The 24,596-nt window shown below is 71.5% G+C and carries 26 protein-coding genes; 11 read left to right on the top strand and 15 right to left on the bottom strand.

Annotation, left to right across the window (positions count from 1 at the left end):
* Nucleotides 1–21: 21 nt before the first annotated feature.
* The 10 genes from ACIA73_RS26745 to ACIA73_RS26700 all read right to left on the bottom strand — a co-directional run bounded on the left by ACIA73_RS26745 (nt 22) and on the right by ACIA73_RS26700 (nt 9,197).
* Nucleotides 22–1,164, bottom strand: coding sequence for an aliphatic sulfonate ABC transporter substrate-binding protein (locus tag ACIA73_RS26745; protein WP_399441265.1), 1,143 nt, complete (start codon nt 1,162–1,164; stop codon nt 22–24).
* Nucleotides 1,165–1,374: 210 nt separating this feature from the next.
* A complete protein-coding gene (locus ACIA73_RS26740; RefSeq protein WP_399441264.1) occupies nt 1,375–2,709 on the bottom strand; it encodes a sulfate adenylyltransferase subunit 1 in 1,335 nt (444 codons plus the stop codon).
* Nucleotides 2,710–3,651 carry a sulfate adenylyltransferase subunit CysD gene (gene cysD / locus ACIA73_RS26735; RefSeq protein WP_399441263.1) on the bottom strand — a complete coding sequence of 314 codons (942 nt, stop codon included), beginning with the start codon at nt 3,649–3,651 and terminating at the stop codon, nt 2,710–2,712.
* Nucleotides 3,648–4,181, bottom strand: coding sequence for an adenylyl-sulfate kinase (cysC, locus tag ACIA73_RS26730; RefSeq protein ID WP_399441262.1), 534 nt, complete (start codon nt 4,179–4,181; stop codon nt 3,648–3,650). The genes cysD and cysC overlap by 4 nt, the downstream gene beginning before the upstream one ends.
* A 26-nt stretch (nt 4,182–4,207) precedes the next feature.
* Nucleotides 4,208–4,900, bottom strand: coding sequence for a phosphoadenylyl-sulfate reductase (locus ACIA73_RS26725; RefSeq protein ID WP_399441261.1), 693 nt, complete (start codon nt 4,898–4,900; stop codon nt 4,208–4,210).
* Nucleotides 4,897–5,079, bottom strand: coding sequence for a hypothetical protein (locus ACIA73_RS26720; protein ID WP_399441260.1), 183 nt, complete (start codon nt 5,077–5,079; stop codon nt 4,897–4,899). The genes ACIA73_RS26725 and ACIA73_RS26720 overlap by 4 nt, the downstream gene beginning before the upstream one ends.
* Entirely contained in the window at nt 5,076–6,782 is a 1,707-nt protein-coding gene (locus ACIA73_RS26715; protein ID WP_399441259.1) for a nitrite/sulfite reductase, read from the bottom strand. The genes ACIA73_RS26720 and ACIA73_RS26715 overlap by 4 nt, the downstream gene beginning before the upstream one ends.
* 190 nt (nt 6,783–6,972) lie before the next feature.
* Nucleotides 6,973–7,056, bottom strand: a complete 84-nt coding sequence (locus ACIA73_RS26710; protein WP_399441295.1) for a putative leader peptide — start codon at nt 7,054–7,056, stop codon at nt 6,973–6,975.
* Nucleotides 7,057–7,205: 149 nt separating this feature from the next.
* A complete protein-coding gene (locus tag ACIA73_RS26705; RefSeq protein ID WP_399441258.1) occupies nt 7,206–7,790 on the bottom strand; it encodes a GNAT family N-acetyltransferase in 585 nt (194 codons plus the stop codon).
* Nucleotides 7,791–7,985: 195 nt separating this feature from the next.
* Nucleotides 7,986–9,197 carry a YihY/virulence factor BrkB family protein gene (locus ACIA73_RS26700; RefSeq protein ID WP_399441257.1) on the bottom strand — a complete coding sequence of 404 codons (1,212 nt, stop codon included), beginning with the start codon at nt 9,195–9,197 and terminating at the stop codon, nt 7,986–7,988.
* Nucleotides 9,198–9,214: 17 nt separating this feature from the next.
* Between ACIA73_RS26700 and ACIA73_RS26695 the strand changes: the two genes are divergently transcribed.
* Nucleotides 9,215–10,849 (top strand): acyl-CoA dehydrogenase family protein, encoded by a 1,635-nt coding sequence (locus tag ACIA73_RS26695; RefSeq protein ID WP_399441256.1) that lies wholly within the window; start codon nt 9,215–9,217, stop codon nt 10,847–10,849.
* 59 nt (nt 10,850–10,908) lie between these two features.
* Nucleotides 10,909–11,670, top strand: coding sequence for a helix-turn-helix domain-containing protein (locus tag ACIA73_RS26690; protein WP_399441255.1), 762 nt, complete (start codon nt 10,909–10,911; stop codon nt 11,668–11,670).
* Here the strand turns inward: ACIA73_RS26690 and ACIA73_RS26685 are convergent.
* Nucleotides 11,607–12,008, bottom strand: coding sequence for a VOC family protein (locus ACIA73_RS26685; RefSeq protein ID WP_399441254.1), 402 nt, complete (start codon nt 12,006–12,008; stop codon nt 11,607–11,609). The genes ACIA73_RS26690 and ACIA73_RS26685 overlap by 64 nt on opposite strands.
* 175 nt (nt 12,009–12,183) lie before the next feature.
* On the opposite strand from ACIA73_RS26685, the gene ACIA73_RS26680 reads away from it, so the two are divergent.
* The 3 genes from ACIA73_RS26680 to ACIA73_RS26670 all read left to right on the top strand — a co-directional run bounded on the left by ACIA73_RS26680 (nt 12,184) and on the right by ACIA73_RS26670 (nt 15,235).
* Nucleotides 12,184–13,041: a response regulator transcription factor gene (locus ACIA73_RS26680; RefSeq protein WP_399441253.1), complete on the top strand. Its 858-nt coding sequence runs from the start codon at nt 12,184–12,186 to the stop codon at nt 13,039–13,041.
* Nucleotides 13,042–13,103: 62 nt separating this feature from the next.
* Nucleotides 13,104–14,234 (top strand): sensor histidine kinase, encoded by a 1,131-nt coding sequence (locus ACIA73_RS26675; RefSeq protein ID WP_399441294.1) that lies wholly within the window; start codon nt 13,104–13,106, stop codon nt 14,232–14,234.
* Between the two features lie 8 nt (nt 14,235–14,242).
* Nucleotides 14,243–15,235 carry an NAD-dependent epimerase/dehydratase family protein gene (locus ACIA73_RS26670; protein WP_399441252.1) on the top strand — a complete coding sequence of 331 codons (993 nt, stop codon included), beginning with the start codon at nt 14,243–14,245 and terminating at the stop codon, nt 15,233–15,235.
* 8 nt (nt 15,236–15,243) lie between these two features.
* Here ACIA73_RS26670 and ACIA73_RS26665 read toward each other — a convergent pair whose 3' ends face one another.
* Complete coding sequence (locus ACIA73_RS26665; protein ID WP_399441251.1) at nt 15,244–15,888, bottom strand: phosphotransferase family protein; 645 nt, start codon at nt 15,886–15,888, stop codon at nt 15,244–15,246.
* Nucleotides 15,889–16,368: 480 nt separating this feature from the next.
* Between ACIA73_RS26665 and ACIA73_RS26660 the strand changes: the two genes are divergently transcribed.
* From ACIA73_RS26660 to ACIA73_RS26645, 4 genes are all read left to right on the top strand, one after another.
* Nucleotides 16,369–17,199 carry a 2,3-dihydro-2,3-dihydroxybenzoate dehydrogenase gene (locus ACIA73_RS26660; RefSeq protein WP_399441250.1) on the top strand — a complete coding sequence of 277 codons (831 nt, stop codon included), beginning with the start codon at nt 16,369–16,371 and terminating at the stop codon, nt 17,197–17,199.
* Between the two features lie 183 nt (nt 17,200–17,382).
* A complete protein-coding gene (gene dhbC, locus ACIA73_RS26655) occupies nt 17,383–18,594 on the top strand; it encodes an isochorismate synthase DhbC (protein WP_399441293.1) in 1,212 nt (403 codons plus the stop codon).
* Between the two features lie 109 nt (nt 18,595–18,703).
* Nucleotides 18,704–19,567, top strand: a complete 864-nt coding sequence (locus ACIA73_RS26650; protein ID WP_399441249.1) for an NAD(P)-dependent oxidoreductase — start codon at nt 18,704–18,706, stop codon at nt 19,565–19,567.
* 313 nt (nt 19,568–19,880) lie between these two features.
* Nucleotides 19,881–20,627 carry a hypothetical protein gene (locus tag ACIA73_RS26645; RefSeq protein WP_399441248.1) on the top strand — a complete coding sequence of 249 codons (747 nt, stop codon included), beginning with the start codon at nt 19,881–19,883 and terminating at the stop codon, nt 20,625–20,627.
* A 12-nt stretch (nt 20,628–20,639) separates the two neighbouring features.
* On the opposite strand, the gene ACIA73_RS26640 is transcribed toward ACIA73_RS26645, so the two are convergent.
* On the bottom strand, nt 20,640–21,221 hold the full coding sequence (locus ACIA73_RS26640) for a DM13 domain-containing protein (protein WP_399441247.1): 582 nt from the start codon (nt 21,219–21,221) through the stop codon (nt 20,640–20,642).
* 8 nt (nt 21,222–21,229) lie between these two features.
* Complete coding sequence (locus ACIA73_RS26635) at nt 21,230–22,525, bottom strand: MFS transporter (RefSeq protein ID WP_399441246.1); 1,296 nt, start codon at nt 22,523–22,525, stop codon at nt 21,230–21,232.
* A 56-nt stretch (nt 22,526–22,581) separates the two neighbouring features.
* Between ACIA73_RS26635 and ACIA73_RS26630 the strand changes: the two genes are divergently transcribed.
* Nucleotides 22,582–23,118: a CGNR zinc finger domain-containing protein gene (locus ACIA73_RS26630; RefSeq protein ID WP_399441245.1), complete on the top strand. Its 537-nt coding sequence runs from the start codon at nt 22,582–22,584 to the stop codon at nt 23,116–23,118.
* Between the two features lie 89 nt (nt 23,119–23,207).
* On the opposite strand, the gene ACIA73_RS26625 is transcribed toward ACIA73_RS26630, so the two are convergent.
* Complete coding sequence (locus tag ACIA73_RS26625; protein ID WP_399441244.1) at nt 23,208–23,633, bottom strand: DUF4345 domain-containing protein; 426 nt, start codon at nt 23,631–23,633, stop codon at nt 23,208–23,210.
* 100 nt (nt 23,634–23,733) lie between these two features.
* On the opposite strand from ACIA73_RS26625, the gene ACIA73_RS26620 reads away from it, so the two are divergent.
* Nucleotides 23,734–24,363 (top strand): TetR/AcrR family transcriptional regulator, encoded by a 630-nt coding sequence (locus ACIA73_RS26620; protein WP_399441243.1) that lies wholly within the window; start codon nt 23,734–23,736, stop codon nt 24,361–24,363.
* The last annotated feature ends 233 nt before the right edge of the window (nt 24,364–24,596 follow it).

Here is a 24,596-nt window from a genome sequence, read left to right as displayed (position 1 = left end):
GTAACTGCGCGGTGGTGGCGACTACTTGGCGCCGAGTCCGGCGTCCTCGACGGCCCGGCCGCCCTGTGCCTTCAGGACCTTGTTCAGCGGCCGCAGGTCGTAGATGCCGTCGAGCAGCGGGCTCTTGAGCAGGCCGGTGCCCACCGCGTGCTCGGCCGAGTCACGCAGGCTGACGGAGAGGGGGTCGTCGGTGACCTCGACGTTCTTGAACGCGGGGTCCAGCACCTTGGCGGGCAGCTCCTTGCCGGAGTCCTTCTTCAGCCGGGCGTTGATGCTGGCCTTCGCCTTCTCCGGGTTGGCCTTGATCCACGCGTTGGTCTTCACCGAGGCGCGCAGCAGGGCCTCGGCGACCTCCGGGTGCTGGGCGAGGAAGGTCTGCGAGGCGATCACGTTGGTGATGACGAACTTGCCGTCCTTCCACAGCGTCCGCTCGTCCAGCAGGACCTTCGCGCCGTCGGCGACGAGCTTGGAGGCGGTCGGCTCCGGGACCCAGGCGCCGTCGATGGCACCGGACTTGAAGGAGTTCGGGATCTCCTTGTTGTCCTGGCGCAGCACCGTCACATCACCCTTGCCGGTGGTGGCGTCGACCTTGAGCTTCTTCCCGGCCAGGTAGTGCAGGAGCGCGACGTCCTGCGTGTTGCCGAGCTGCGGGGTCGCCAGGCGCTTGCCCTTGAGGTCGTCCAGGGACTTGATCCTGTCCCCGTTGACGACGAGCGAGACGCCACCGGAGGCGGAACCGGAGATGATCCGCAGGTTCTGGCCCTTGGACTTGGTGTAGCCGTTGATGGAGGGGGAGGGGCCGATCCAGCCGACGTCGATGGCCTTGGCGTTCAGCGCCTCGATCTCGGAGGGGCCGGCGTTGAAGACCTGCGACTTGATCCTGGTGCCGCCCAACTCCTTCTGGAAGAAGCCCTCCTGGAGGCCCACCAGCGCGGTGGCGTGGGTGACATTGGCGAAGTAGCCGATTCTCACCTCGTCGAGGCCGCCGATCTTCTCGCCCTTGGCGACGGGTACGGCCTTGTCCTCGTTCTTCGCCTGTGAGCCGTAGCCGCAGGCGCCGAGCACGCCGATCAGCAGCGGCAGTGCGGCGGCCGCGGCGAGGGAGCGGCGCACGGCGGCCGGGCGTGGAGCGGGTCGGCGCAGGATGGAGCGGGGGGCAGTCATGGCAGACAGTCCTCGGGTCTTCGTCGATGTGTACGGCGATCCGTACGGAAGGGGTGCGGTGCGGGTACGGCGTGCTGGTCGGGGGCGTGCGTCAGCACGCACATCGCCCGACCCCGCCCTGGCCGCTGCCCAGGGTGCCGCTGCCGATCCGGCCGCCCTCCTTCGCGAAGGAGGCGTATACATCGACGTACGCATCGAGGAACGTCATGATCAGAAGTCCCAGCCCTCTTCGTCCGCGACGGAGCCGACCGCTGCCGCGGCGGTCGCGAACGACTCGCCCGCCATGCCGGCCGCGAGCGTCGTACCGTCCGCCGGGTCGATCAGGAGGAACGAACCGGTGCGCCGCGAGTCCACGTACGCGTCGAGCGCGAGCGGCTCCGCCGTGCGCACCACGACCCGGCCGATGTCGTTGGCGACCAGTTGCCCGGGTGCCGGGTGCTGGGAGAGGTCGTCCAGGGTGAGCCGGGACGGGATGTCCTTGACGATCGCCTTGACGGTACGGGTGGTGTGCTTGAGCAGCACCCGCTGGCCCACCGAGAGCGGCTGGTCGGCGACGTGGCAGACGGTCGCCTCGACGTCCTGGGTCGGCGCCGGGGCGTCCGAGACCGGTGCGATCAGGTCGCCGCGCGAGATGTCGATGTCGTCGGCCAGGCGCAGCGTCACCGACTGCGGCGCCCAGGCGATGTCCACGGCCTCGCCGAGCGCGTCGATGCCCTCGATGGTGCTGGTACGTCCCGACGGCAGCACCGTCACCTGCTCGCCGACCCGGAACGCGCCGGCCGCGATCTGACCCGCGTAGCCCCGGTAGTCGGGGTGCTCGGCGGACTGCGGCCGGATCACGTACTGCACCGGGAAGCGGGCGTGGCAGGCGGTGAGGTCATGGGCGACCGGCACCGTCTCCAGGTGTTCCAGCACGGTCGGCCCGCCGTACCAGTCCATGTGCGCGGACGGTTCCACGACATTGTCCCCGGCGAGCGCCGAGATCGGGATCGCGGTGATCTCCGGGACGCCCAACTCGCTGGCGTACGCGGTGAATTCGCGGGCGATGTCGGCGAAGACGGGCTCCGCGTAGTCGACCAGGTCCATCTTGTTCACGGCCAGCACGACGTGCGGGACGCGCAGCAGGGCGGCGACGGCGGCGTGCCTGCGGGTCTGCTCCACGACCCCGTTGCGGGCGTCGACCAGCACCACGGCCAGCTCGGCGGTGGACGCGCCGGTCACCATGTTGCGGGTGTACTGCACGTGCCCGGGGGTGTCGGCCAGGATGAAGCGGCGCCGGGCGGTCGCGAAGTAGCGGTAGGCGACATCGATGGTGATGCCCTGCTCCCGCTCGGCCCGCAGCCCGTCGGTCAGCAGCGCCAGGTCCGGCGCCTCCTGCCCGCGGCTCAGCGACGCCCGCTCGACCGCCTCCAGCTGGTCGGTCAGTACCGACTTCGAGTCGTGCAGCAGCCGCCCCACGAGGGTCGACTTGCCGTCGTCCACGGAACCCGCGGTCGCGAAGCGAAGAAGGGTGGTGGTGCTCAACTGCTCTGTCACCGTAGTCATTTAGAAGTACCCCTCACGCTTGCGGTCTTCCATCGCGGCCTCGGACATCTTGTCGTCGGCCCTCGTTGCGCCCCGCTCGGTGAGCCGGGACGCGGCGATCTCGGCGATGACCTGGTCCAGCGTCACCGCATCGGAATCGACGGCGCCGGTGCAGGACATGTCGCCCACCGTGCGGTAGCGGATCAGCCGCGTCTGGACCTGCTCCGACTCCTTGGGCCCGCCCCATTCGCCCGCCGTCAGCCACATGCCGTTGCGCGCGAACACCTCGCGCTCGTGGGCGTAGTAGATCTCCGGGAGCTCGATCTTCTCGCGGGCGATGTACTGCCACACGTCCAGCTCGGTCCAGTTGGAGAGCGGGAAGACGCGGACGTGCTCGCCCGGGGCGTGCCGGCCGTTGTACAGCTGCCACAGCTCGGGGCGCTGGCGGCGGGGGTCCCACTGCGAGAACTCGTCGCGCAGGGAGAATACCCTTTCCTTGGCCCGTGCCTTCTCCTCGTCACGGCGTCCGCCGCCGAAGACGGCGTCGAACTTCTCCGCCTGGATCTTCTCCGTCAGCGGCAGCGTCTGCAGCGGGTTGCGCGTCCCGTCGGGGCGTTCGCGCAGCTTGCCCGCGTCGATGTAGTCCTGCACCGAGGCCACGTGCAGCCGCAGCCCGTGCTGGGCCACCGCCCGGTCCCGGTACTCAAGCACCTCGGGGAAGTTGTGTCCGGTGTCGACGTGCAGCAGCGAGAAGGGAACCGACGCGGGGGCGAACGCCTTCAGCGCCAGGTGCAGCATCACGATCGAGTCCTTGCCGCCGGAGAAGAGGATCACCGGCCGCTCGAACTCACCCGCCACCTCGCGGAAGATGTGCACCGCCTCGGACTCCAGCGAGTCCAGGTGGCTCAGTGCGAAAGGGCTGCCGAGACCCTCGTCGTCGGCAGTGTTGGCCGTGGTCGTCATGCCAGACCCCTCTCGGTGAGCAGCGCGTGCAGGGCCGCGGCGGACTCCTGCACCGACTGGGTGTGCGACTCGATACGCAGATCCGGGTCGGCGGGAGCCTCGTAGGGGTCGTCCACCCCGGTCAGCCCCGAGATCTCCCCGGCCGCCTGCTTGGCGTACAGACCCTTCACATCCCGTACGGAGCACACCTCGACGGGCGTCGCGACATGCACCTCCAGGTACGCGGTGCCCTCGGCCTGGTGCCGCTTGCGCACCGCCTCGCGGCTGTCCGCGTACGGGGCGATGACCGGGGCCAGTGCCAGCACGCCGTTGCGGGCGAGCAGTTCGGCGACGTAACCGATCCGCTGCACATTGGTGTGCCGGTCCTCGCGGGTGAAGCCGAGCCCGGCGGAGAGGAACTCGCGGATCTCGTCCCCGTCGAGCACCTCGACCCGGCGGCCCTCGGCGCGCAGCCGCTCGGCGAGCGCGTGGGCGAGGGTCGTCTTGCCGGCGCTCGGCAGGCCGGTGAGCCAGACGGTGGCTCCGGTCATCTCGTGATTCTCCTGACTGTCCGTCATCAGTGCAGCCCGCATTCGGTCTTGTTGCGTCCGGCCCAGCGGCCCGCGCGGGCGTCCTCGCCCTCCAGTACCCGGCGTGTGCAGGGGGCGCAGCCGACGGACGCGTAGCCGTCCATCAGGAGGGGGTTGGTGAGGACGCCGTGCTCCGCCACATAGGCGTCGACATCGTCCTGCGTCCAGCGGGCGATCGGTGAGACCTTCACCTTGCGGCGCTTCTCGTCCCAGCCGACCACCGGGGTGTTCGCCCGGGTGGGGGACTCGTCGCGGCGCAGGCCGGTGGCCCAGGCGTCGTACGAACCGAGGCCTTCCTCAAGGGGCTTGACCTTGCGCAGGGCGCAGCACAGGTCGGGGTCGCGGTCGTGCAGCTGGGGGCCGTACTCGGCGTCCTGCTCGGCGACGGTCCGGCGGGGCGTGAGGGTGATGACGTTGACGTCCATCACCGCGTCCACGGCGTCCCGGGTGCCGATGGTCTCCGGGAAGTGGTAGCCGGTGTCGAGGAAGACCACGTCGACACCGGGGAAGGCGCGGGAGGCGAGGTGCGCGACGACGGCGTCCTCCATGGAGGAGGTGACGCAGAAGCGGGGGCCGAAGGTGGTCGCGGCCCACTTCAGGATGTCGAGCGGGGAGGCGTCTTCGAGGTCGCGCCCGGCCTGCTCGGCGAGGGACCTGAGGTCCTGCTGAGTGGTCGTCATATCCCTTCGTCCTCCTTTGCGTTGGTGTGGGCGACACCCCGGGTCAGCAGACCGAGGTACTTCAGCTGGAACGCCCGGTTGCAGGCGTGGCACTCCCAGGCTCCGTGCCCGGTCTCATTGGGCCTGAGGTCCTCGTCGCCGCAGTACGGGCAGTGGAACGGGGCCGCTCGCTCGCTCACGACAGGTCTCCGTCCGCCGCACGGGTCACCCAGGTCGCGAAGCGCTCGCCGTCCTCGCGCTGGTCCTGGAAGCGGGTCAGCACGCGCTCCACGTAGTCGGGCAGCTCGGCGGAAGTAACCTTCAGGCCACGGACCTTGCGGCCGAACCCGGCCTCCAGGCCGAGCGCACCGCCCAGGTGCACCTGGAAGCCCTCCACCTGGTTGCCGTCGGCGTCCAGCATCAGCTGGCCCTTGAGACCGATGTCCGCGACCTGGATGCGGGCGCAGGCGTTGGGGCAGCCGTTGATGTTGATGGTGAGCGGCTCGTCGAACTGCGGGATGCGGCGCTCCAGTTCGTCGATCAGCGAGGCGCCGCGCGCCTTGGTCTCGACGATCGCCAGCTTGCAGAACTCGATGCCGGTGCAGGCCATGGTGCCGCGCCGGAACGGCGACGGGGTGACCCGCAGATCCAGCGACTCAAGGCCCGCGACCAGCGAATCGACCTGCTCCTCGGTGACGTCGAGCACGATCATCTTCTGCTCGGCGGTGGTACGCAGCCGGCCCGACCCGTGCCGGTCGGCGAGCTCCGCGATCTTCGTCAGCGTCGACCCGTCGACCCGGCCGACGCGCGGCGCGAACCCGACGTAGAAGCGCCCGTCCTTCTGCGGGTGCACGCCGAGGTGGTCGCGCCAGGTTCCGGCGGGCTGCTCGGGAGCGGGCCCGTCGAGGAGCTTGCGCTCCAGGTACTCGTCCTCCAGGACCTGACGGAACTTCTCGGGACCCCAGTCGGCGACCAGGAACTTCAGCCGCGCGCGGTTGCGCAGCCGTCGGTAGCCGTAGTCGCGGAAGATGCCGATCACACCGCCGTAGACGTCCGGCACGTCCTCCAGCGCGACCCAGGTCCCCAGCCGTACGCCCAGCTTGGGGTTGGTGGAGAGACCGCCGCCGACCCAGAGGTCGAAGCCGGGGCCGTGCTCCGGGTGGTCGACGCCGACGAAGGCGATGTCGTTGATCTCGTGCGCGACATCCAGCTGCGGGGAGCCGGAGATCGCGGACTTGAACTTGCGGGGCAGGTTGGAGAAGTCCGGGTTGCCGATGAAGCGGCGGTAGATCTCGTCGATGGCGGGGGAGCCGTCGATAATCTCGTCCACGGCGATCCCCGCGACCGGCGAGCCGAGGATGACCCGCGGGGTGTCGCCGCACGCCTCGGTCGTCGACAGCCCGACGGCCTCCAGACGCCGCCAGATCTCCGGCACGTCCTCGATACGGATCCAGTGGTACTGCACGTTCTGCCGGTCGGTGAGGTCGGCGGTGCCGCGCGCGAACTCCTGCGAGATCTCGCCGATCACCCGCAGCTGCTCGGTGGTGAGCCGGCCACCGTCGATCCGTACCCGCAGCATGAAGTACTCGTCGTCCAGCTCCTCCGGCTCCAGGATCGCGGTCTTGCCGCCGTCGATCCCGGGCTTGCGCTGGGTGTAGAGACCCCACCAACGCATGCGTCCGCGCAGGTCGTTGGGGTCGATCGAGTCGAAACCGCGCTTGGAGTAGATCGTCTCAATACGTGTCCGTACGTTGAGACCGTCGTCGTCCTTCTTGAACTGCTCATTGCCGTTGAGGGGCGTGTGGTGCCCTACGGCCCACTGGCCTTCGCCGCGATGGCGTCCGGCCTTGCGGCGGGCTGTGGCAGCAGCCCCCGCGGCGGGCTTCTCTGGGGTGGCAGACATGGCGGTACGTCCTTCGGGGCTGCGAGTGGGCGGGCGGGAACTCGCGGGCAGGCGGCTCTGACCTGCACACTCGCGCAAAGTGGGCGCGTGGGTGCGCAGACATGCTCAAGACGGGGAGCAGGGATCAGAAAAGGGGCTGTGCTCGCTGGAGGAGGCTGTTCTCGTCGAGGAGCGTGGCGGTGCTGGGCTGTCAGCAGGCCGGACAGATGGCGCTGGACATGCGGCCGAGGTCGACGTGACGTCGACTCACCAAGGCAACTCCAGCTGATTCCATGACGGAAGCGTGGCACGAGCGAGTTGGGCCAGTCCACTGTTGTCCAAAATGTGAACGACACCGTCCCGAATGGCGGGACGGTGTGTCAGTGGTCACGTGGGCGCCAAGGGGGCGTACGGGGTGAAAGCGGGGCGGATGTTGCGAGTGGTTCAGGCGTGCGCACCGGGCCACGGGCCGGGATTGGCGACCTCGGGCTCAGCCTCGATCTTGGTGTCGAAGAGCCGGAATCCGCGCTTCAGGTAGTTGTCCATCGCGTGCGGGCCGTCCTTGGAGCAGGTGTGCAGCCAGACCCGCTTGGTCGGGGCGGCCCCGGAGTGGCGCTCCGAGAGGTCCCAGGCGCGCTGGATTCCGTACGACAGGAGATGACCGCCGATGCGCCGGCCTCGGAAGGCGGGAATCAGCCCGAAGTAGACGATTTCGACGGTGCCTTCGCCCTGGGCCTCCAGCTCGACGTACCCGGCCGGCGTCCCACGGTCGTACGCCACCCACGTCTCGACACCTGGACGTTCCACGACCTGCCGCCACTGCGCGTACGACCACGGCAGCCGGTCCGTCCAGCGGATGTCGCCGCCCACGGCGGTGTACAGGAACCGGCTGAATTCGGGGGAGGGAACCTCGGCCCGGACGATTCGCAGGTCGTCGCCGGGCGGCGGCGGGACGGGGGTGTGGTCGTCGGGGGAGGTCTGCTCAAGCGACCAGATGGTGACGTCGGTGGTGGGCTGTGTGGTGCTCATGCCGGTCAGGGAATCACGGCGGTGCGCGAGGCGGCCAGGTGGGGCGCCGTCGGAAGCCGACGTCCGGGACGGGCCGCCGTGGGCCTGCGTGTACGGGCCCGCCTGCCCGGGTCCGACCGGCCCGGGTCCGACCGGCCTGGGTCCGCCGGTACGGGCCCGCCTGCCTGGATCCACCTGGCTGGGCCCGCGCCGGGCTCAGCCCTTCGTGTCCCCCGGCCCTGCCTCCGCTTCCCGCTCCCGTCCCGTGTGCAGTCGCGACTTCACGTCGTCCGGGGGCAGGAACCGCGACCACCGCTCCGGGAACTCCGACGGCATGTCCGGGTTGGCGCCCGTCCACTCGCCCTCGCCGTCGTCCTCCTCGTCCTCGGTGCCCGCCTGGATCACACCCGTCTCGATCCCGGCCGCCCGCGCCCGCGCTATCACCTCGGCGGCCTGCACGGTCCGCAGCCGGTCGTTCTCGGCGCGGGCGGCGGCCGTCGCCACGGACGGCCAGACCCGGTCGATGGCGGCATTGACGGCGGCGCCCACCAGCACCGCGAAGGCCGAGACACCGATCCACAGGAGTACGGCGATGGGCGCGGCCAGTGACCCGTAGATCGTGCCGCCCTCGACGGTGCTGGTGACGTAGATACGGAGCAGAAAGCTGCCCAGCACCCACATCCCGAGCGCGATCAGCGCACCGGGAACGTCCTCCACCCACGGCGAACGCACCGGCACCGACACGTGGTACAGCGTCGTCAGGAAGACCACCGACAGCACTATCACCACCGGCCAGTACAGAACGCTGATCACCTCCGTCCCGAACGGGACCAGCGCCACCACCCTGTCCGGGCCGACCACCATCAGCGGCAGCACCACCGCCCCGATCAGCAGCGCCACGACGTACAGCAGAAAGGCCAGCAGGCGGGTCTTCACGATGCCGCGATGGCCGTCCAGCCCGTACATCACCGTGATCGTGTCGATGAAGACGTTGACCGCGCGCGACCCCGACCACAGGGCGATGGCGAAGCCGATGGAGATGACGTCCGGGCGGCCCTCCCGGGTCACGTCCTCCAACAGCGGCTTCGCGAACTCGTTCACGCCCCGCTCGGAGAGGACCGCGTTGGACGCGCCGAGGATGTTCTCCTCGATGGACTTGACGGTCTCGGTGGCCGTCCAGTTGTCGATGTAGCCGAGGAGGCCGAGCAGACCGAGCAGCAGCGGGGGCAGGGACAGCAGGGTGAAGAAGGCGGCCTCGGCGGCGAGGCCGAGGATGCGGTACTCGACGCAGCTGTTGACGGTGTCCTTGAGCAGCAGCCAGACCAGCTTGCGCTTCGATACGTTGCGGTAGAGAACACGGGCCCGGTGGAGCCGATTCTCCCGCCGGTGTTTCCGGGGCCGTTCGGGTGTTTTCTTTGCTGCCTGCACCTCCTTACCGTAGCCGCATGGCAGCCACCACCCACACAGTGACCAATCAGGCCCCGCCCCTGGTCGGGTACGACGTCTTCGGCGCCGACCGGGCCCTCACGGAGGCTGTCGACCGGCACACCGACGCCGGCCTCCTGGACGAGGTCCGCGAGGAACTGACCACGCTCGGACGGGCCGCCGGATCCGCCCAGGCGCAGGAGTGGGGGACGCAGGCGAACGAGAATCCGCCCGAGCTGCACACCCACGACCGGTACGGGAACCGGATCGACGAGGTCGAGTTCCACCCCTCCTGGCACCGGCTGCTGGGGCACGCGGTCTCGGCCGGGCTGACCAACGCCTGGGGTCGCCCGAACGGGCACGTCCGCCGGGCCGCCGGATTCCTGGTGTGGACCCAGACGGAGGGCGGCCACGGCTGCCCGGTCTCGATGACACACGCGGCGGTGCCCGCGCTGCGCGCCGACCCCTCGCTCGCCGCCTTCTGGGAGCCGCGGCTGACCTCTTCCGTGTACGGGCAGGAACTGTTGCCCGCCGCCCGGAAGCCGGGGGCGCTGTTCGGCATGGGCATGACGGAGAAGCAGGGGGGCAGCGACGTACGGGCCAACACGACCGAGGCGTTGCCGGTCGCGGGGGACGGCGAGTACCTGTTGACCGGGCACAAGTGGTTCTGCTCGGCGCCGATGAGCGACGGGTTCCTGGTGCTCGCCCAGGCGCCGGGCGGGCTGAGCTGCTTCCTGGTGCCCAGGGTGCTGGAGGACGGGACGCACAACGTGTTCCGCATCCAGCGGCTGAAGGACAAGCTCGGCAACAGGTCGAACGCGTCGAGCGAGGTCGAGTTCGACGGGACCTGGGCGCGGATCGTCGGCGAGGAGGGGCGCGGGGTGCGCACCATCATCCAGATGGTGGCGGCGACCCGGCTCGACTGCGTGATCGGCTCGGCGGCGCTGATGCGGCAGGCGGTCGCCCAGGCCACTCACCACGCCGCACACCGGCGGGCCTTCGGCGGCGAGCTGATCGACAAGCCCCTGATGCGCAATGTGCTGGCGGACCTGGCGCTGGAGTCGGAGGCGGCGACCACGCTGGCGATGCGGCTCGCGGCGGCGTACGACAGTGACAGTGAGCAGGACCGGGCGCTGCTGCGCCTCGCGGTTCCGGCCGCGAAGTACTGGGTGACGAAGCGGTGCACGCCGGTGGCGGCGGAGGCGCTGGAGTGCCTGGGCGGCAACGGGTACGTGGAGGAGTCGGGAATGCCGCGGCTGCTGCGGGAGTCGCCGCTGAACTCGATCTGGGAGGGGGCGGGGAACGTCCAGGCGCTGGATGTACTGCGGGCGCTGCAACGGGAGCCGATGGCGCTCAACGCGTTCTTGACGGAGGTCGGGCAGGCCCGGGGCGCGGACCACCGGCTGGACGGCGCGATCAAGGGTCTGCTGACCGAACTGGCCGACCTCGACGGAATCGAGGGCGGGGCCCGGCGACTCGTGGAGCGCATGGCACTGGTGCTCCAGGGCTCCCTCCTGGTGCGCTGGGCCCCACCGGAAGTCGCAGACGCCTTCTGCGCCTCCCGCCTGGGCAACGACTGGGGAACAGCCTTCGGCACCCTCCCCCCGACCCTGAACCTGGGGGCGGTGGTGGACAGGGCCCGGGTGGACGGCTGAGGCGGGGAACGGGCGGGCGGTGGGGCCGGTCCCGCCCACCCGGTATTACCCTGGGCGCCATGGCAGCCGACGACGGCAGGTACCACGAGCGTCCCTCCCGTCTCCCCGGTGCCGTCCTCTGGCAGCGACGCGCCACCCCCGCATCCACGCCCCGCGCGAGCGCCTACCCCGTTCTGCCCGACGGCTGCATGGACCTCCTGTGGATCGACGGCGAACTCCTCGTCGCGGGCCCCGACACCCACGCCCACGACACCACCGACCGCCCCGGCGCCCACTTCGCCGGCCTCCGCCTCCCGCCCGGCGCGGCCCCCGCCCTCCTCGGCGTACCCGCACACGAACTCCGCGACCGCCGAGTTGCGCTCTCCCAACTGTGGCCCCGCACAAGGGTGTTGACCGAACAGGTGACCAACGCCCCCGATCCGGCCCGTGCCCTGGAGGGCCTGGCCCTGCGCCGGGCCGCCGACACCACCCCACCGGACCCCCTGATGCGCGCCGTCGCGGCGGAACTGGCGGCAGGACGCACCGTCGCCGGCGCCGCCGAGACCGTCGGCCTCGGCGCCCGTCAGCTGCACCGCCGCTCCCTGTCCGCCTTCGGGTACGGACCCAAGACCCTCGCCCGGGTACTCCGGCTCCAGCGCGCCCTGGCGCTCGTAAGGGAAGGAACGCCCTTCGCGGCGGCCGCCTACGCCTCGGGCTGTGCGGACCAGGCCCATCTGGCACGCGAGACACGGGAGTTGGCGGGGATGACGCTGAGTGCCTATGCCTCGTTGGCGGCGAAGAGGGAGACCCCGCAGCCGTCCGGGTCGAGCACCACGGCGTAACGCTGGCCCCACACCGCGTCCCACGGCTTCAGGTGCGAGAGGTACCCGGCCCCGGTCAGGTCGTCGTGCACCGCGTCGACCTCGGCCGGGCTGTCGCAGAGGAAGGCCAGCCCCATCCGGTCCCCGCCCTCCGGCTTCTTCCACTGCGGATCGAAGGACGCCATCACTTCCTCGGTGTCCCACAGAACCCGCAGCCCATTGGGCAGCGTGGCCTCCACATGCCCCTCGGCGGCGGCATCGGCGGGAACGGGAACGCCGAGACGGCGGTAGAAGTCGAGGGAGGCGGCCAGGTCGGAGGTGACGATGCTGATGGCGTCGAGTCGCGGTGTAGGTGTCATGGCAGGAGCCTAGGGCGGCAGGGCGCGGCGGATCTTGAAGAATTCGGACGTCGGCGCGCCGTGTCGTGTCGTTGCACGGTGGTGGTGGCTGCTGGGGCCGCCGTACGGAGACGTCATGGAACGGTAAGCGTCGTGCGGTGCGCGTCGGCGCCGGGCGCGGGCGAGACTGTTGACCATGGAGTACGAGAGCGAACCCGGGCCCGCGCCCACCTCCGCCACCACCCCCACCCCCGCACCCCACCGTGTCCTCGTCGTGGACGACGACCCCACCGTCGCCGAGGTGGTCACCGGGTACCTCCGCAGGGCGGGGTTCGCCGTGCGGCAGGCGGCCGACGGCCCTGGCGCGCTCGCGGCGGCGGGGGAGGAGCGGCCGGACCTGGTGGTGCTCGATCTGATGCTGCCGGGGATGGACGGGCTGGAGGTGTGTGCGCGGCTGCGGGCGGCGCACGGGCCCGTGCCGGTCATCATGCTCACGGCGCGCGGGGACGAGGAGGACCGGATTCTCGGGCTGGAGGTCGGGGCGGACGACTATGTCACCAAGCCGTTCAGTCCGCGCGAGCTGGTGCTGCGCGTCGAGTCCGTACTGCGCAGGGCCGCGGCGGCGGTCGGCCGCGCCCCCGGCCCTCTGCTGCGCGCCGCCGGAATCACACTCGACCCGGATGCCCGCCGTGCCACTCGCGAGGGCCGCGAACTAGCCCTCACCCTGCGGGAGTTCGACCTCCTCGCGCATTTCGTCGCGCACCCCGACCGGGTGTTCGCCAGGGAGCAGCTCCTCCAGGACGTATGGGGCTGGGACTTCGGCGATCTGTCGACCGTCACGGTCCACGTCCGCCGCCTGCGCGCCAAGATCGAGACCGACCCCGCGAAACCGGCCATGATCCAGACGGTCTGGGGCGCGGGTTACCGCTTCGGCGTGGGGGCGGACACGGGTGCGAGTACGGATACGGACGCGGACACAGCCCCGGGCGTCGTCGCCGATGCGGCAACGGGTCCGCCACCCACGCCCCGACCCGGCGCCGGGAGCCCCGCGTGAGGGCCGCTGCCGTCCTCGCCCCCGACGCCACCGCCCTCGCCGCGGGCGCGATGGTCGACGACATGGGCGACCTCGCCCTCATCGCCCTGTTCGCCGCGCTCGGCGCCGTCGCAGCCGGGTTCGCGGGCGCGCTGGCCCTGTGGCTGCTGCGGCGGCGGTCGGTGGCGGTGTCGCTGACCGTCGTCGTGGCGGTGACGGTGGCCGCCATGCTCGCCGGGACGCTGTCCGTGTCCTGGGCGATGCTCATCAACGCGCACGACCTCGCCGTCGTCACCACCGTGATCGCGATGGCCGCCGCAGTCTCCCTCGTCACCGCGCTGCTCCTCGGGCGGTGGGTGGTGGCACGGAGCAGAGCGCTCACCCGGGCCGCCCGGTCGTTCGGGGACGGGGGCGACTTCGCCGCGCCCGGCAGGCCCGCGACCGCCGAACTCAACGAGCTGGCCGCCGAGTTGGCGGCCACCAGCGTCAAGCTCTCCGCCTCGCGGGAGCGCGAACGCGCCCTGGAGACCTCCCGGCGCGAGCTGGTCGCCTGGATCTCGCACGACCTGCGGACCCCGCTCGCCGGGCTCCGGGCGATGGCCGAAGCACTGGAGGACGGGGTCGCCGAGGACCCGGCCCGCTACCACCGGCAGATCCGCACCGAGGTCGACCGGCTCAACACCATGGTCGGCGACCTCTTCGAGCTCTCCCGGATCCACGCGGGTTCACTCACCCTCGCCCCCACCAGGCTCTCCCTGTACGACCTGGTGGGCGACGCCCTCGCGGGCGCCGACCCGCTCGCCCGCGAGCACGGCGTGCGGCTCGTGCCCGCCCGGGTCGAGCCGCTGCCCGTCGAGGTCGACGGCCGCGAGATGTCCCGGGTGCTCGCCAACCTGCTGGTCAACGCCATCCGGCGGACCCCCGCCGACGGAACCGTGGCGCTGGCCGCCGAACCGGGACCCGCGCCCGGCACCGTGGTCCTCTCCGTCACCGACGGCTGCGGCGGCATCCCGGAGGCCGATCTGCCGAGGGTCTTCGACACCGGGTGGCGCGGCACCGAGGCGCGAACTCCGCCAGGTGGGGCGGGACTTGGGCTGGCGATCGTCCGGGGGATCGTCGAGGCCCACGAGGGGCGGGCGGCGGTCCGCAACGTTCCGGGCGGGTGCCGGTTCGAGGTGACGCTGCCCCTCGCGCCGCCGCCCGCTCGGGCATGATGGCGATCATGAAGCTACTGATACTCGGCGGGACCGAGTTCGTGGGCAGGGCCGTCACCGAGGACGCCCTCGCGCGCGGCTGGGACGTCACCGTTTTCCACCGCGGCAACCACGCCCCGCCGCCCGGCGTCCGGACCCTGCGCGGAGACCGCCTCGGCGACCTGACCGCACTCGCGGACGCGGTACGCGACGGGGCCCGCCCGGACGCGGTGCTCGACACCTGGTCCGCCGCACCCGACGCCGTACGCAGGACGGCCGGGCTGCTGGCCGGTCATACCGGGCGGTACGTCTATGTGTCGTCGGCGTCGGTGTACGTCCACCCGGCCCCGGCCGGGCACGACGAGGGCGCGCCGCTGGTCGAGCCGGGCGACGAGGGCTATGCGCACATGAAGCGGGCGGGCGAGCTGGCGGCCGACGAGGCGTTCGGCGCGGGCCGTACGGTGCACGCGCGGGCCGGACTGATCCTCGGTCCCGGCGAGAACATCGGGCGCCTGCCGTGGTGGCTGAACCGCATCGCGCGCGGCGGCCCCGTCCTCGCGCCCGGACCGCGCGAACTGCCCCTTCAGTACGTCGACGCCCGCGACCTGGCGGCCTGGATGCTGGACGCGGTCGAGGCGGGCCTGTCCGGGCCGTACAACCTGGTCTCGCCGCAGGGGCACACCTCGATGGGGGAACTGCTGGATTCCTGCGTACGGGCGACGGGCTCGTCCGCCGAACTCCGGTGGACTGCGCCCGAGTTGATCCTGGCGCACGGGATCGAGCCCTGGATACAGCTACCGGTGTGGATCCCGCCGGGCGAGGACCACGACACCATTCACCGCACCGATGTCTCCAAGGCGGTTGCCTCGGGGCTGCGCTGCCGCCCGGTCGCGGAGACGGTCGCGGACACCTGGCACTGGCTCACGGCCCTCGGCGGGGTCGCCCCGCAGCGTGCGGACCGGCCGGTGGTGGGGCTCGACCCGGAGGTCGAGGCCAAGGTGCTCGCGGCGGCGGCCGGCTGACACCTCGGCTACCGTGTCCAGCCCTCCGTCTCGATCAGCAGGCCGATCCGGTGCGGCTGGAAGTCGACGAGTTCGCGGCACCGGCTGACCATCGCCTGGTGCCGCGTCTCCCAGTCGGGCCGGAATCCGTACGCGTGGAAGAACTCGTCCAGCTCCCCGAGGTGTTCGGGGTGCTGGGTGCGGACGATCCACTCGCACCAGGCCAGATCCTCGACGGGATCGCCCGCGTGCGCCCACTCCCAGTCGAGGAGTGCGGTCACCCGGGAGCCGTCCCCGGTGAGCAGCACATTGTTCGGGCCGTAATCCCCGTGCACCAGTACGGATCCCGGCCTGGCCCGGGGGAAGACCTCGGAGGCGTCCACCGAGTGCACGGCCCGCAGCGCCGCACCGCAGGCGTGCAGCACCTCCGGTGCCCGGCCGGCCTCCATCAGGTCCTGTCCGTGGACACCCGAAAGGAAGGTCATGCTGAGGGTCTCGCCGGTGCAACCGATCAAGTGCGGCACGGGAAGCACGGCTCCCAGCGTCTCCAGACCGCACAGTGCGGTGGCCTCCCGCTCCATCCGGCGCTGTGCGTCCCGGCCCTTGTAGGTCTTGGTCACCACGCCCGCATGATGGGTGGTGTGGTTGGTGTATCCGTGCGGCAGCAGTTCCATGGGCGTCAGCTTTGCTCATCAAGGGGCCCGTGTGGGGCCGTCGTTCACCCTGGGGCGGAAGGTTGACGCGGACGGGGTGGTGAAGAAGGGAACGTCTGTACACTCCTCGCACGCGCCGTACGGGGCATGCCGAGGTGGGCCGGAGCGGCGGGGATGCGCCGGAGTCCGGTCGGCGCGTCCCAGGGCCCGGTGTCTGCTTCCCGGTGGCGTGAGGGGGCGCGAACGGGGCGTCCGGGCGGGCCACTTGGTGGAGCGGGCGTGAACGCCGTCGCCGCCGGTGCCAGGTTCCTCCCTTTGATCCGGTGACAGCCGACCGCGCCCCGGTGTGCCTGCCCGCCGATTCGGGGTTCCGGGCATACCGAAGGGCGGGATCGCGCCAGGTGGGGGCCGCTCGGCCATATTCGGCCGGGCCCCGGCCACTCTCGATCTTCCTCGTGCGTTAGGTTAGGCTCACCTAAGCAAGTCGAGGGAGGACCTTTCATGCCCGAGCACATACCGGCACAACTGCCGCATCAGTCGCACGCAGCAGGCGAGTTCGCCGGACGGGTCGCACTCGTCACCGGCGCCGGTCAGGGCATCGGTGAAGCGGTGGTGCGGGCGCTGGTGGCCCGTGGTGCGACCGTCGCCGCCACCGACCGGGCACCCGAAGGCATCGCCTCGCTCGCTGAAACTCTGACAAAGGAGGACGGGTCCGGCAAGGTCGTCGCCTATCCACTCGATGTCACCGACAGTGGGGCCGTCGACGGGACGGTGGCCCGCGTCGAGGCCGAACTCGGTCCGCTGGACCTGCTGGTGAACGTCGCCGGAATCCTCCGCACCGCCCCGGCCACCGAACTCACCGACCAGGACTGGTCCGACACCTTCGCCGTGAACACCACCGGCGTCTTCCACACCTCCCGCGCCGCCGCCGCCCGGATGACGGAACGCCGCAAGGGCTGCATCGTCACCGTCGCCTCCAACGCGGCCGGCATCCCGCGCACCGGAATGGCCGCGTACGCGGCCTCCAAGGCCGCCGCCGCCATGTTCACCAAATGCCTCGGCCTGGAGGTCGCCCGCAGCGGGGTCCGCTGCAACGTGGTCGCGCCGGGATCCACCGACACCCCCATGCAGCGCGGCATGTGGGAGGGCAAGCCGGACGCCGAACAGGGCGTGATCCAGGGTGACCTGGCGTCGTACCGGACCGGCATACCGCTCGGCCGGATCGCCCGCCCCTCCGACATCGCCGACGCGGTGCTCTTCCTCGCCTCCGACCGGGCGCGGCACATCACCATGCAGGACATCTACGTCGACGGCGGCGCGACCCTGCGCTGACGTCTCGGCGCGACGCACCGCGCGGAGTGCCCGCACGGCCGCTCCGCGCGACCTCCCGGCCGCCCCGTACAGCCTTCTGATCCGGCCGCTCCGTACGGCCATCCGACCCGACCGCTCCGTATGTACGTCCCTCTTTCGCTCCGCCCCCACATCCTCACGAGCATTGGAGAACCCGTGGACACCGTGTCGACGGCACCCGCCCCCGCCCCTTCTCGCGCCTCCGTCTCCGGTGACGCGACGCACCCCGCCGTCGGTGCCGCCACCGGCCTGCTGGACGCCTACACCTCCGGCGCGCGCTTCCTCGCCACCCCCACCCGGACCCTGCTCGCCGACGGTCCCGCGCGTGAAGTCCCGCACGGGGAAGAGCCGTTGGCGCAGCGCGTCGCCCAGACGCTGGCCGCCGCCCGGCAGGACGGACAGACACAGCCGGTGGTGATGGGCGCGGTGCGGTTCGACCAGAACGCGCCCGCCGCGCTCGCCGTACCGGAGTTCGTGCAGGACGCGCCGCCGCTCGCCACCGACCCGCTGATAGCCCTGCCGGCCGATCTGCCGGCGGCGACCGAGTGGAAAGTGCGTCCGGTGCCCGAGCCGGAGGTGTACGGGGCCGGGGTCGCGGCGGTCGTGGAGCGCATGTGGCGCGGAGAGTTCAGCAAGGTGGTGCTGGCGCGGACCCTCGAACTCACGGCGGACGCGCCGTTGGACCTGCCGGTGATGCTCCAGCGGCTGGCCAGGCGTGACCCGTCGGGCTATACGTTCGCACTGCCGACCGGGGCCGACCGGACCCTGATCGGGGCCAGCCCCGAACTGCTGCTGTCCCGGCGCGGGAACAAGGTCGTGGCCAACCCCCTCGCCGGGTCGACACCGCGCAGCGCGGACCTGGCGGAGGACGTGCGGCGGGCGGCGGCGCTGCTCGCGTCGGCGAAGGATCTGCACGAGCACGCGGTGGTGGTGGACGCGGTGCACGGGGTGCTGGCGCCGTTCTGCACCACCCTGGACGTGCCGGCCGGGCCGACGCTGATCCGTACGGCCACCATGTGGCATCTGTCGACCACGGTCACGGGGGTGCTGCCGCAGGAGAGCGCGGCTTCGGCGCTCGAACTGGCCCTGGCGCTGCATCCGACGCCGGCCGTCTGCGGCACCCCGACACTGACGGCACGTCAAGTCATAGCGGAGACCGAGCCGTTCGACCGCGGGTTCTTCACCGGGATGGTGGGCTGGGGCAACGCGGACGGTGACGGGGAGTGGGTGGTGACGATTCGCTGCGCCGAGGCGGAGGAGCGGACGTTGCGGCTTTATGCCGGGGCCGGAGTGGTCGCTGCTTCCGAGCCGGAGGCGGAGACGGCGGAGACGGGCGCGAAGTTCCGCACGTTCCTGGACGCGGTGGGGGCGGAGTAGGCGGGAGGGGTGGCCCGAGCGAGGTGCGGCTGGGTCGGTCCGCGGTGACGCGGCCGCACCGTGCCATCCTTGATCCGCTTCAAACGGTTCAACGGGAGGGGTACTCGGCGTGAGCGGCATCGCGGTCATCGGTCTGGGAGCCATGGGACGGCCCATCGCACACAACCTCGTGCAGGCCGGCCACGACGTCGTGGTGTGGAACCGTTCCGACGGGCCCGCTGCCGAACTGGTCGCGGCGGGTGCACGTCGTGCCGCCTCGGTGGCCGAGGCCATGCGGACGCCGGTGGTCTTCTCGGTCCTGTCCGACGACCGGGCCGTCACCGAGACGTTCATCGACTCCGGTGTCCTGGCCCGCACCCCGCGCGGAACGGTTCACGTCAACCTCGCCACGGTGAGTGCGGAGCTGGCCGGCCGAGTCGGCACGGCGCATGCCGAGCACGGCGTCGGTTACCTCGCGGCGCCGGTCTTCGGCCGTGTTCCGGTCGCCGAAGCCGGGGCGCTCAACGTCCTCGCGGCCGGTGAGCAGGCCCTGCTCGACCGCGTGCAGCCGTACTTCGACGTGATCGGCTCACGGACCTGGCGCATGGGCGACCGCCCTGAGCAGGCCAACACCGTCAAGATCCTCGGCAACTACCTGATCGCCTGCGCGATCCAGTCACTGGGCGAGGCCGTCAGTGTCGCGGAGCGCGCCGGTGTCGACTCCGGGCAGTTCGTCGAGCTGCTGACCTCCACACTCTTCCCGGGACCCGTCTACTCCGGCTACGGGCCGATGATCGCCGAGCGGCGCTACCAGCCGGCCGGATTCACCACGGAACTGGGCCGCAAGGATCTCCACCTCGCGCTGGGCGCAGCGGCCGGCCAAGGCACTCCGCTCCCGATCGGTGAACTGCTGCGTGCCGTTTTCGACGAGGCCATCGCCGACGGTCGCGGCGCGGACGACTGGGCGGCCATCGCGGAACAGCAGCCGCGCTGATCACCGACGGTCAACGCCAGGGGCAGCGGCAGGCTCGGCCTCGGTCCCGGCCCGACGGCCACGCGCAGGGGCAGCGTCGCCCTCGGTCCCGGCCCGGCGGCCACGCGCAGGGGCAGCGTCGCCCTCGGTCCCGGCCCGGCGGCCACGCGCAGGCGTCACCCACGCCCTGCTCCGAAGGGGCCGCGCCCATCCGGCCCCACCCCGCCCCCGCGACGTAACCCGCACCACCCCACCCGCCACACGGGGGGCGCTCGCGGCGCGGTGCCGCCGCACCTGCCACGCCTGCCGGGATATCGACCCTACGGTGACCGCTATGAACGCATCCGACACCGATTCAGCCCGCCTGAACGCCCTCGCCGCGCTCAGCAAGAGCACCGACGACAACCGTGCCGAGCTCACCGAGGCCGCCTGGCGCACCGGGACCCGCAATGCCGGCGAGCTCGCCTCGGTCGCCGGTACGGACCGGGATGCCGTCTTCGCCGATCTCACCGCGCGCGGTATCGACTGGCGGGACCCGGACGCGGCTCCGGCGCCGCGTCCGGAGAAGGTGGCAGCACAGCTGGTGGAGCCGGTCGCGCGGGCGGCCGAGGAGGCCTTCGGGCCGCTGGTGCACGACACCCACGACCCCGGTCCGCTCACCACCGCTGCCTGGCAGCTGGCCATCGCGTACCGCTCGATCGCCGCGCTGCTGCTCGACGAACTCCCGGACGCGGAGCGGGAGGAGACCGCTGAGGAGCTGTCCGACAGGCTTCAGATCGCGCTGCACCAGTCGCACATCTACCGGGCCTCCCGCAGCACCCCGCGCCGGCTCGGCGCCCAGACCGGACGCACCGACGCAGAGATCTCCGTACTCCAGCCGCTGCCCAGCGCTGCGAAGATCACCCTCACCCTCCCGTCGGGCGAGAGCATGACCGTGGAACTGGGCAGCGAGGAGGGCACCGGGGTGACCACCGTCAGGTCGGACAACCCGCTGCTCGACACGGCGCTGGAGGCCCACGACCACCTGGAGCTGCACACCGCACTGGACACGGTGGCGCAGGTGCTCACCCGGCACCTCTGAGCCGAACTGCCCTTACGTCGGGGCCAGTTCGGCCGCGCCGAAGGAGACGTCGAAGCGGTCGCACCAGATGCTCACGCTGCGGAACTGCTTCAGGTCCAGGTCGGCGGGGAGTGCGTAGTTCTGGTCCCCCTTGTTGCCCTTGAGCTTCGCCAGGGTGGTGTACGTGCCGTCGTCGAAGACGTGCCAGCCGGCCTTGCCCGGCACCACCTTGGCGTCGCTCAGCAACACCCGCAGGTCGGGGCCGTCGCTGGTGTCGAGATTCTCGATGCGCAGGGTGCGGCTGCCGTCGGGCAGCCGCAGGACCTTGACCGTGCCGCTGGTCGCGTGCTCGTGACTGATCAGGTTTCCGGCCGAGAGGGGCATGGGGCCGGCCGGAACGGGTGTCTCCTTCATGCCGTCCCTCGCGGGCGTCTTCGTGCCGTCCGCCGAGGTAGGGACGGCCGCCATCGGGAGCTCGTCCCGCACCGTGGTGTCCGTGACCAGCTTCCAGGGCTGGAACCAGTAGGCGCCGAACCCGGCCGCGAGCACCGCGACGACCAGGGCGGCGAGTACGACGGGCCTGCGGAGGAAGCGGAGGAATCCGTGCTTGTCCATGTCCGCATTCAACTGCGGGGAGGGGCAGGATGGTCATGATCGACAGGTGACGAAAGTCTGACGCCGCGCGGTCCGGACCCGGTCCGCAGGAGGTGGAAGGCCAGCGCGGCACACAGCTGGAGTGCGGCCGAGGCCAGCAGTGCCAGGGGCACGGACAGGGTGGCCGACGGGCCCGCGAGTGCCGCGCCGAGGGCGAACCCGGTCAGCTTGAGGCTGGCTCCTGTGGTGAAGACCCGGCCGCGCAGGTGGGGCGGTGCGGCCCGGTGACGTATCGCGAACAGCGCGGTGAGCTGGGGGCCGGTGCCCGCTCCGGCGAGGAGGGCTGACGCGACGACCGCTGCGGGGTGGAGGGTCGCCGCGAGGAGACAGGCGGCGGCCAGGACGAGGGTGCTCAGGCCGAGAGTGGTCTCCGGGTGTGCTGCCGTACGGCGGGCCAGCGCGGCGTTGGCGGCGAGGGCGCCCAAAGCGGTGGCGGACAGCAGCAGCGCACCGTGCTCGGGACTGCCCAGGGCGAGTGCGCCCAGGAGCGGTGCGACGGCGACGAAGGCGCCCTCCCCGGTGCAGGAGAGCACCGAGACGGCGGTGGCGCGGGCGAGCGGGCGGCTGCGGATGAGGATGCGCAGTCCGTCCAGCAGGTCGGAGGGGAGGGAGGGGGAAGGGGCGTGTGCGGTGGGGGAGTTGGGAGAGGAGGGCGCCCGGGCCGTCGGAGGGGTCGATGCTGCCGGAAGGGTACGTGCCGTCGGGAGCGCCCACGCCGCCGGAAGCGCCGCGACGATCAGTGCGGCCGACACCGCGACTGCCGCCGGCGCCCCGGCCGCACCTGCCACCACTCCCGCGAGTGCGGGCCCCGCGAGGCTCGCCAGGTTGAAGGTCTGGGCGTCCAGGGCGTTCGCGCGCGGCAGTTCTTTCTCCTCCACGACGTGCGGGAGTTGGGAGGTCCAGCCGCCGGACAGGGCCGGGCCGAACAGGCCCGCGCACACCGCGACCGCCACCACGGCTCCGACCGGGACGCGCCCCAGCGTCAGCAGGATCAACAGGAATGCCGCCGCGTACAGCGCGAGCGCCCCGGCGAGCAGCCGCCCCGGGCGGCCGGACCGGTCGAGCAGTGCGCCGAACACCGGACCGCCCACCGCGGCCGCGACCGTCACCCCCGCCAGCAGGGACGATGCGGTCACGGTCGACCCGGTCACCGCGAGGGCGAGCAGAAGCAGGGCCGGGCCCGACATCTCGTCACCGGTACGGGCTGCGGCGGCCCCGGCGACGTAACGCCACCAGGAGCGGGGGGAGGGGGATCGTGAACGCATGCCGAGCACGGTAGGCAGGTAACGCAAAACGGGGCTAGTTGCGTTACATTCGCGGAATGCTGTCGATGGATACCGCCCGGCGGACCGTGGCCCTGGTCAATGTGCTCTGCGAGGAGCGCGGCACCGCGGACGCGACGGCTGCCGTGGTGAAGGTGCTGGCGGAGTACGGCGAACCGGAGCCGATCGTGCTCGCCGAGGAGGATCTGGCGGACCTGCGCGCCGCCGCACTCCTGCTGCGCGAGGTCTTCGCCGCCGACGGCACCGACGAGGCGGCGGCCCGTCTGAACGCCCTGCTGCGGCGCACCACCGGTGCCTTCCGTCTCACCACGCACTCCGGCACCACTCCCTGGCACCCGCACCTCGACAGCGACGACGAAGCCCCTTGGGGGGAGTGGTTCCTGGCCTCCTCCTGTCTGGCGCTGACCGTCCTGCTCTGGGACCGGCAGGCGGCCCCCGGTGGACTCTGCACCGCCATCGGATGCCCGCACGTCTACCTGGCCCACGGCGCGGGGCCCGAGCGCCGCTACTGCTCGCGGCGGTGCGCCACCAGGGAGCGGGTGGCGGCGCACCGCCGGGGGCGGGCGGCGACGTAACGATCCGGTGCGAGAAGGGACGTGTCAGGTCTTCACCCATCAAGTTGCCACCCTTGTAAGGGGATTGCCGGCGTCAGGAGCCACGTGCGTCAGGAAGCCACCGGAACGGCTCGCCGGGTGCTGCCCGATGCGGCCGCGGCCCGCTTCTCGTCCGCGTCCGCCAGGAGGAAGTACACGGGCGGCAGGGCCAGTTCGATCACCAGCAGCACGATCTGGAACGAGTGCGGCGTACCGGACACCGCCAGCGAGAGCAGTCGTCCCACCGCGCCCAGCAGGAAGACGCCCGCCAGCCGGCGCACCGCCCGGGACGGGACGGGGGACTGGCGGACCGCCCAGATCCAGGCCATCCCGTAGCCGGCGAAGATCGCGCCGAAGAAGCGGCCCAGGCTGTCGATGGTGTTGCCCGCCGACTCGGCCCCCGGGATCGCCGCGTTGCCGCCCACCACATGGAGCAGGCCGATCGCCACACAGGCGACGCCCATCGTCCAGCACAGCACCCTCAGGGCCTTGACCATGACACAACCACCCGTTTCCGTCGGCGAGTTGAGGCTTAGTTGACGTGTGTCCACCAAGCTAGCCGAGCTAAGTGGACGTGTGTCAAGTAGGGTGGGGTGCGTGCCTCCCCGACGACGACTCACACCCGATGGACGCCGCGCCCAACTCCTCGAAGTGGGCGCCGAGTTGTTCGCCGCGCGCCCGTACGACGAAGTGCTGATGGAGGGTGTCGCCGAGGCGGCCGGGGTGTCCCGGGCGCTGCTCTACCGGCACTTCGCCAGCAAACGGGACCTGTTCGTCGCCATCTACCAGCAGGTGGCGGACCGGCTGCTCGCCGCATCGCGGTTCGACCCGGCCGACAGCCTCCAGGAACAGCTGGTCGAGGGGCTGGACGCCCATATCGCGTACTTCGCCGCGAACCGGAACACCGTGATCGCGGCCAACCGCACGCTGGCCGGCGACCGGCTGGTGCAGACGGTGATCGCAGGCGAACTCGACGCACTGCGGGAGCGGCTGCTCGACGCGCTCGCCGGAGCCCACCCGTCCGTCAGCGAGCCGGGGCGGCGGGCGGCCGCCTCCCAGGTGATCAAGAGCTGGCTGGTCTTCGTGCAGGTGCTGTGCGTGGACTGGCTGGACGAGGAGACCTGCACCCGGAGCGAGCTGCGGGACGTGGCCATCGGGGCGCTGCTCGGAGGGCTCGGCCCGCTGCTGGCGGCCGCGCCGGAAGCCGTGCGGGAAGCAGCTGGATAGCCGCTGCCCAGCCGTGCGGGAAGTCGCCGGATAAATGGCTGGCGCGGCGGCGGAGAGCGTGGTTATGGTGTGCCTCGTTCGTCCGGCGGTTGTCGCAATCGCCGGTGTCGGCCCGATCAAGCCAGGAGGTGTGACCGATGGGTGTCATCACTGTGGGTGCCGTGCGCACTCGGAAGCTCGTCATCACCACCTCTGTGGCCTCCGGCTGACCACTCCTTTTCCGCGCCGTCAAG

Origin of the sequence: Streptomyces sp. NPDC051561 (genome assembly GCF_044454195.1) — a bacterium.
Taxonomy (GTDB): domain Bacteria; phylum Actinomycetota; class Actinomycetes; order Streptomycetales; family Streptomycetaceae; genus Streptomyces.
The sequence above is the reverse complement of the archived record's forward strand: the minus strand, read 5'-3'. Positions and strand labels throughout refer to the sequence as shown.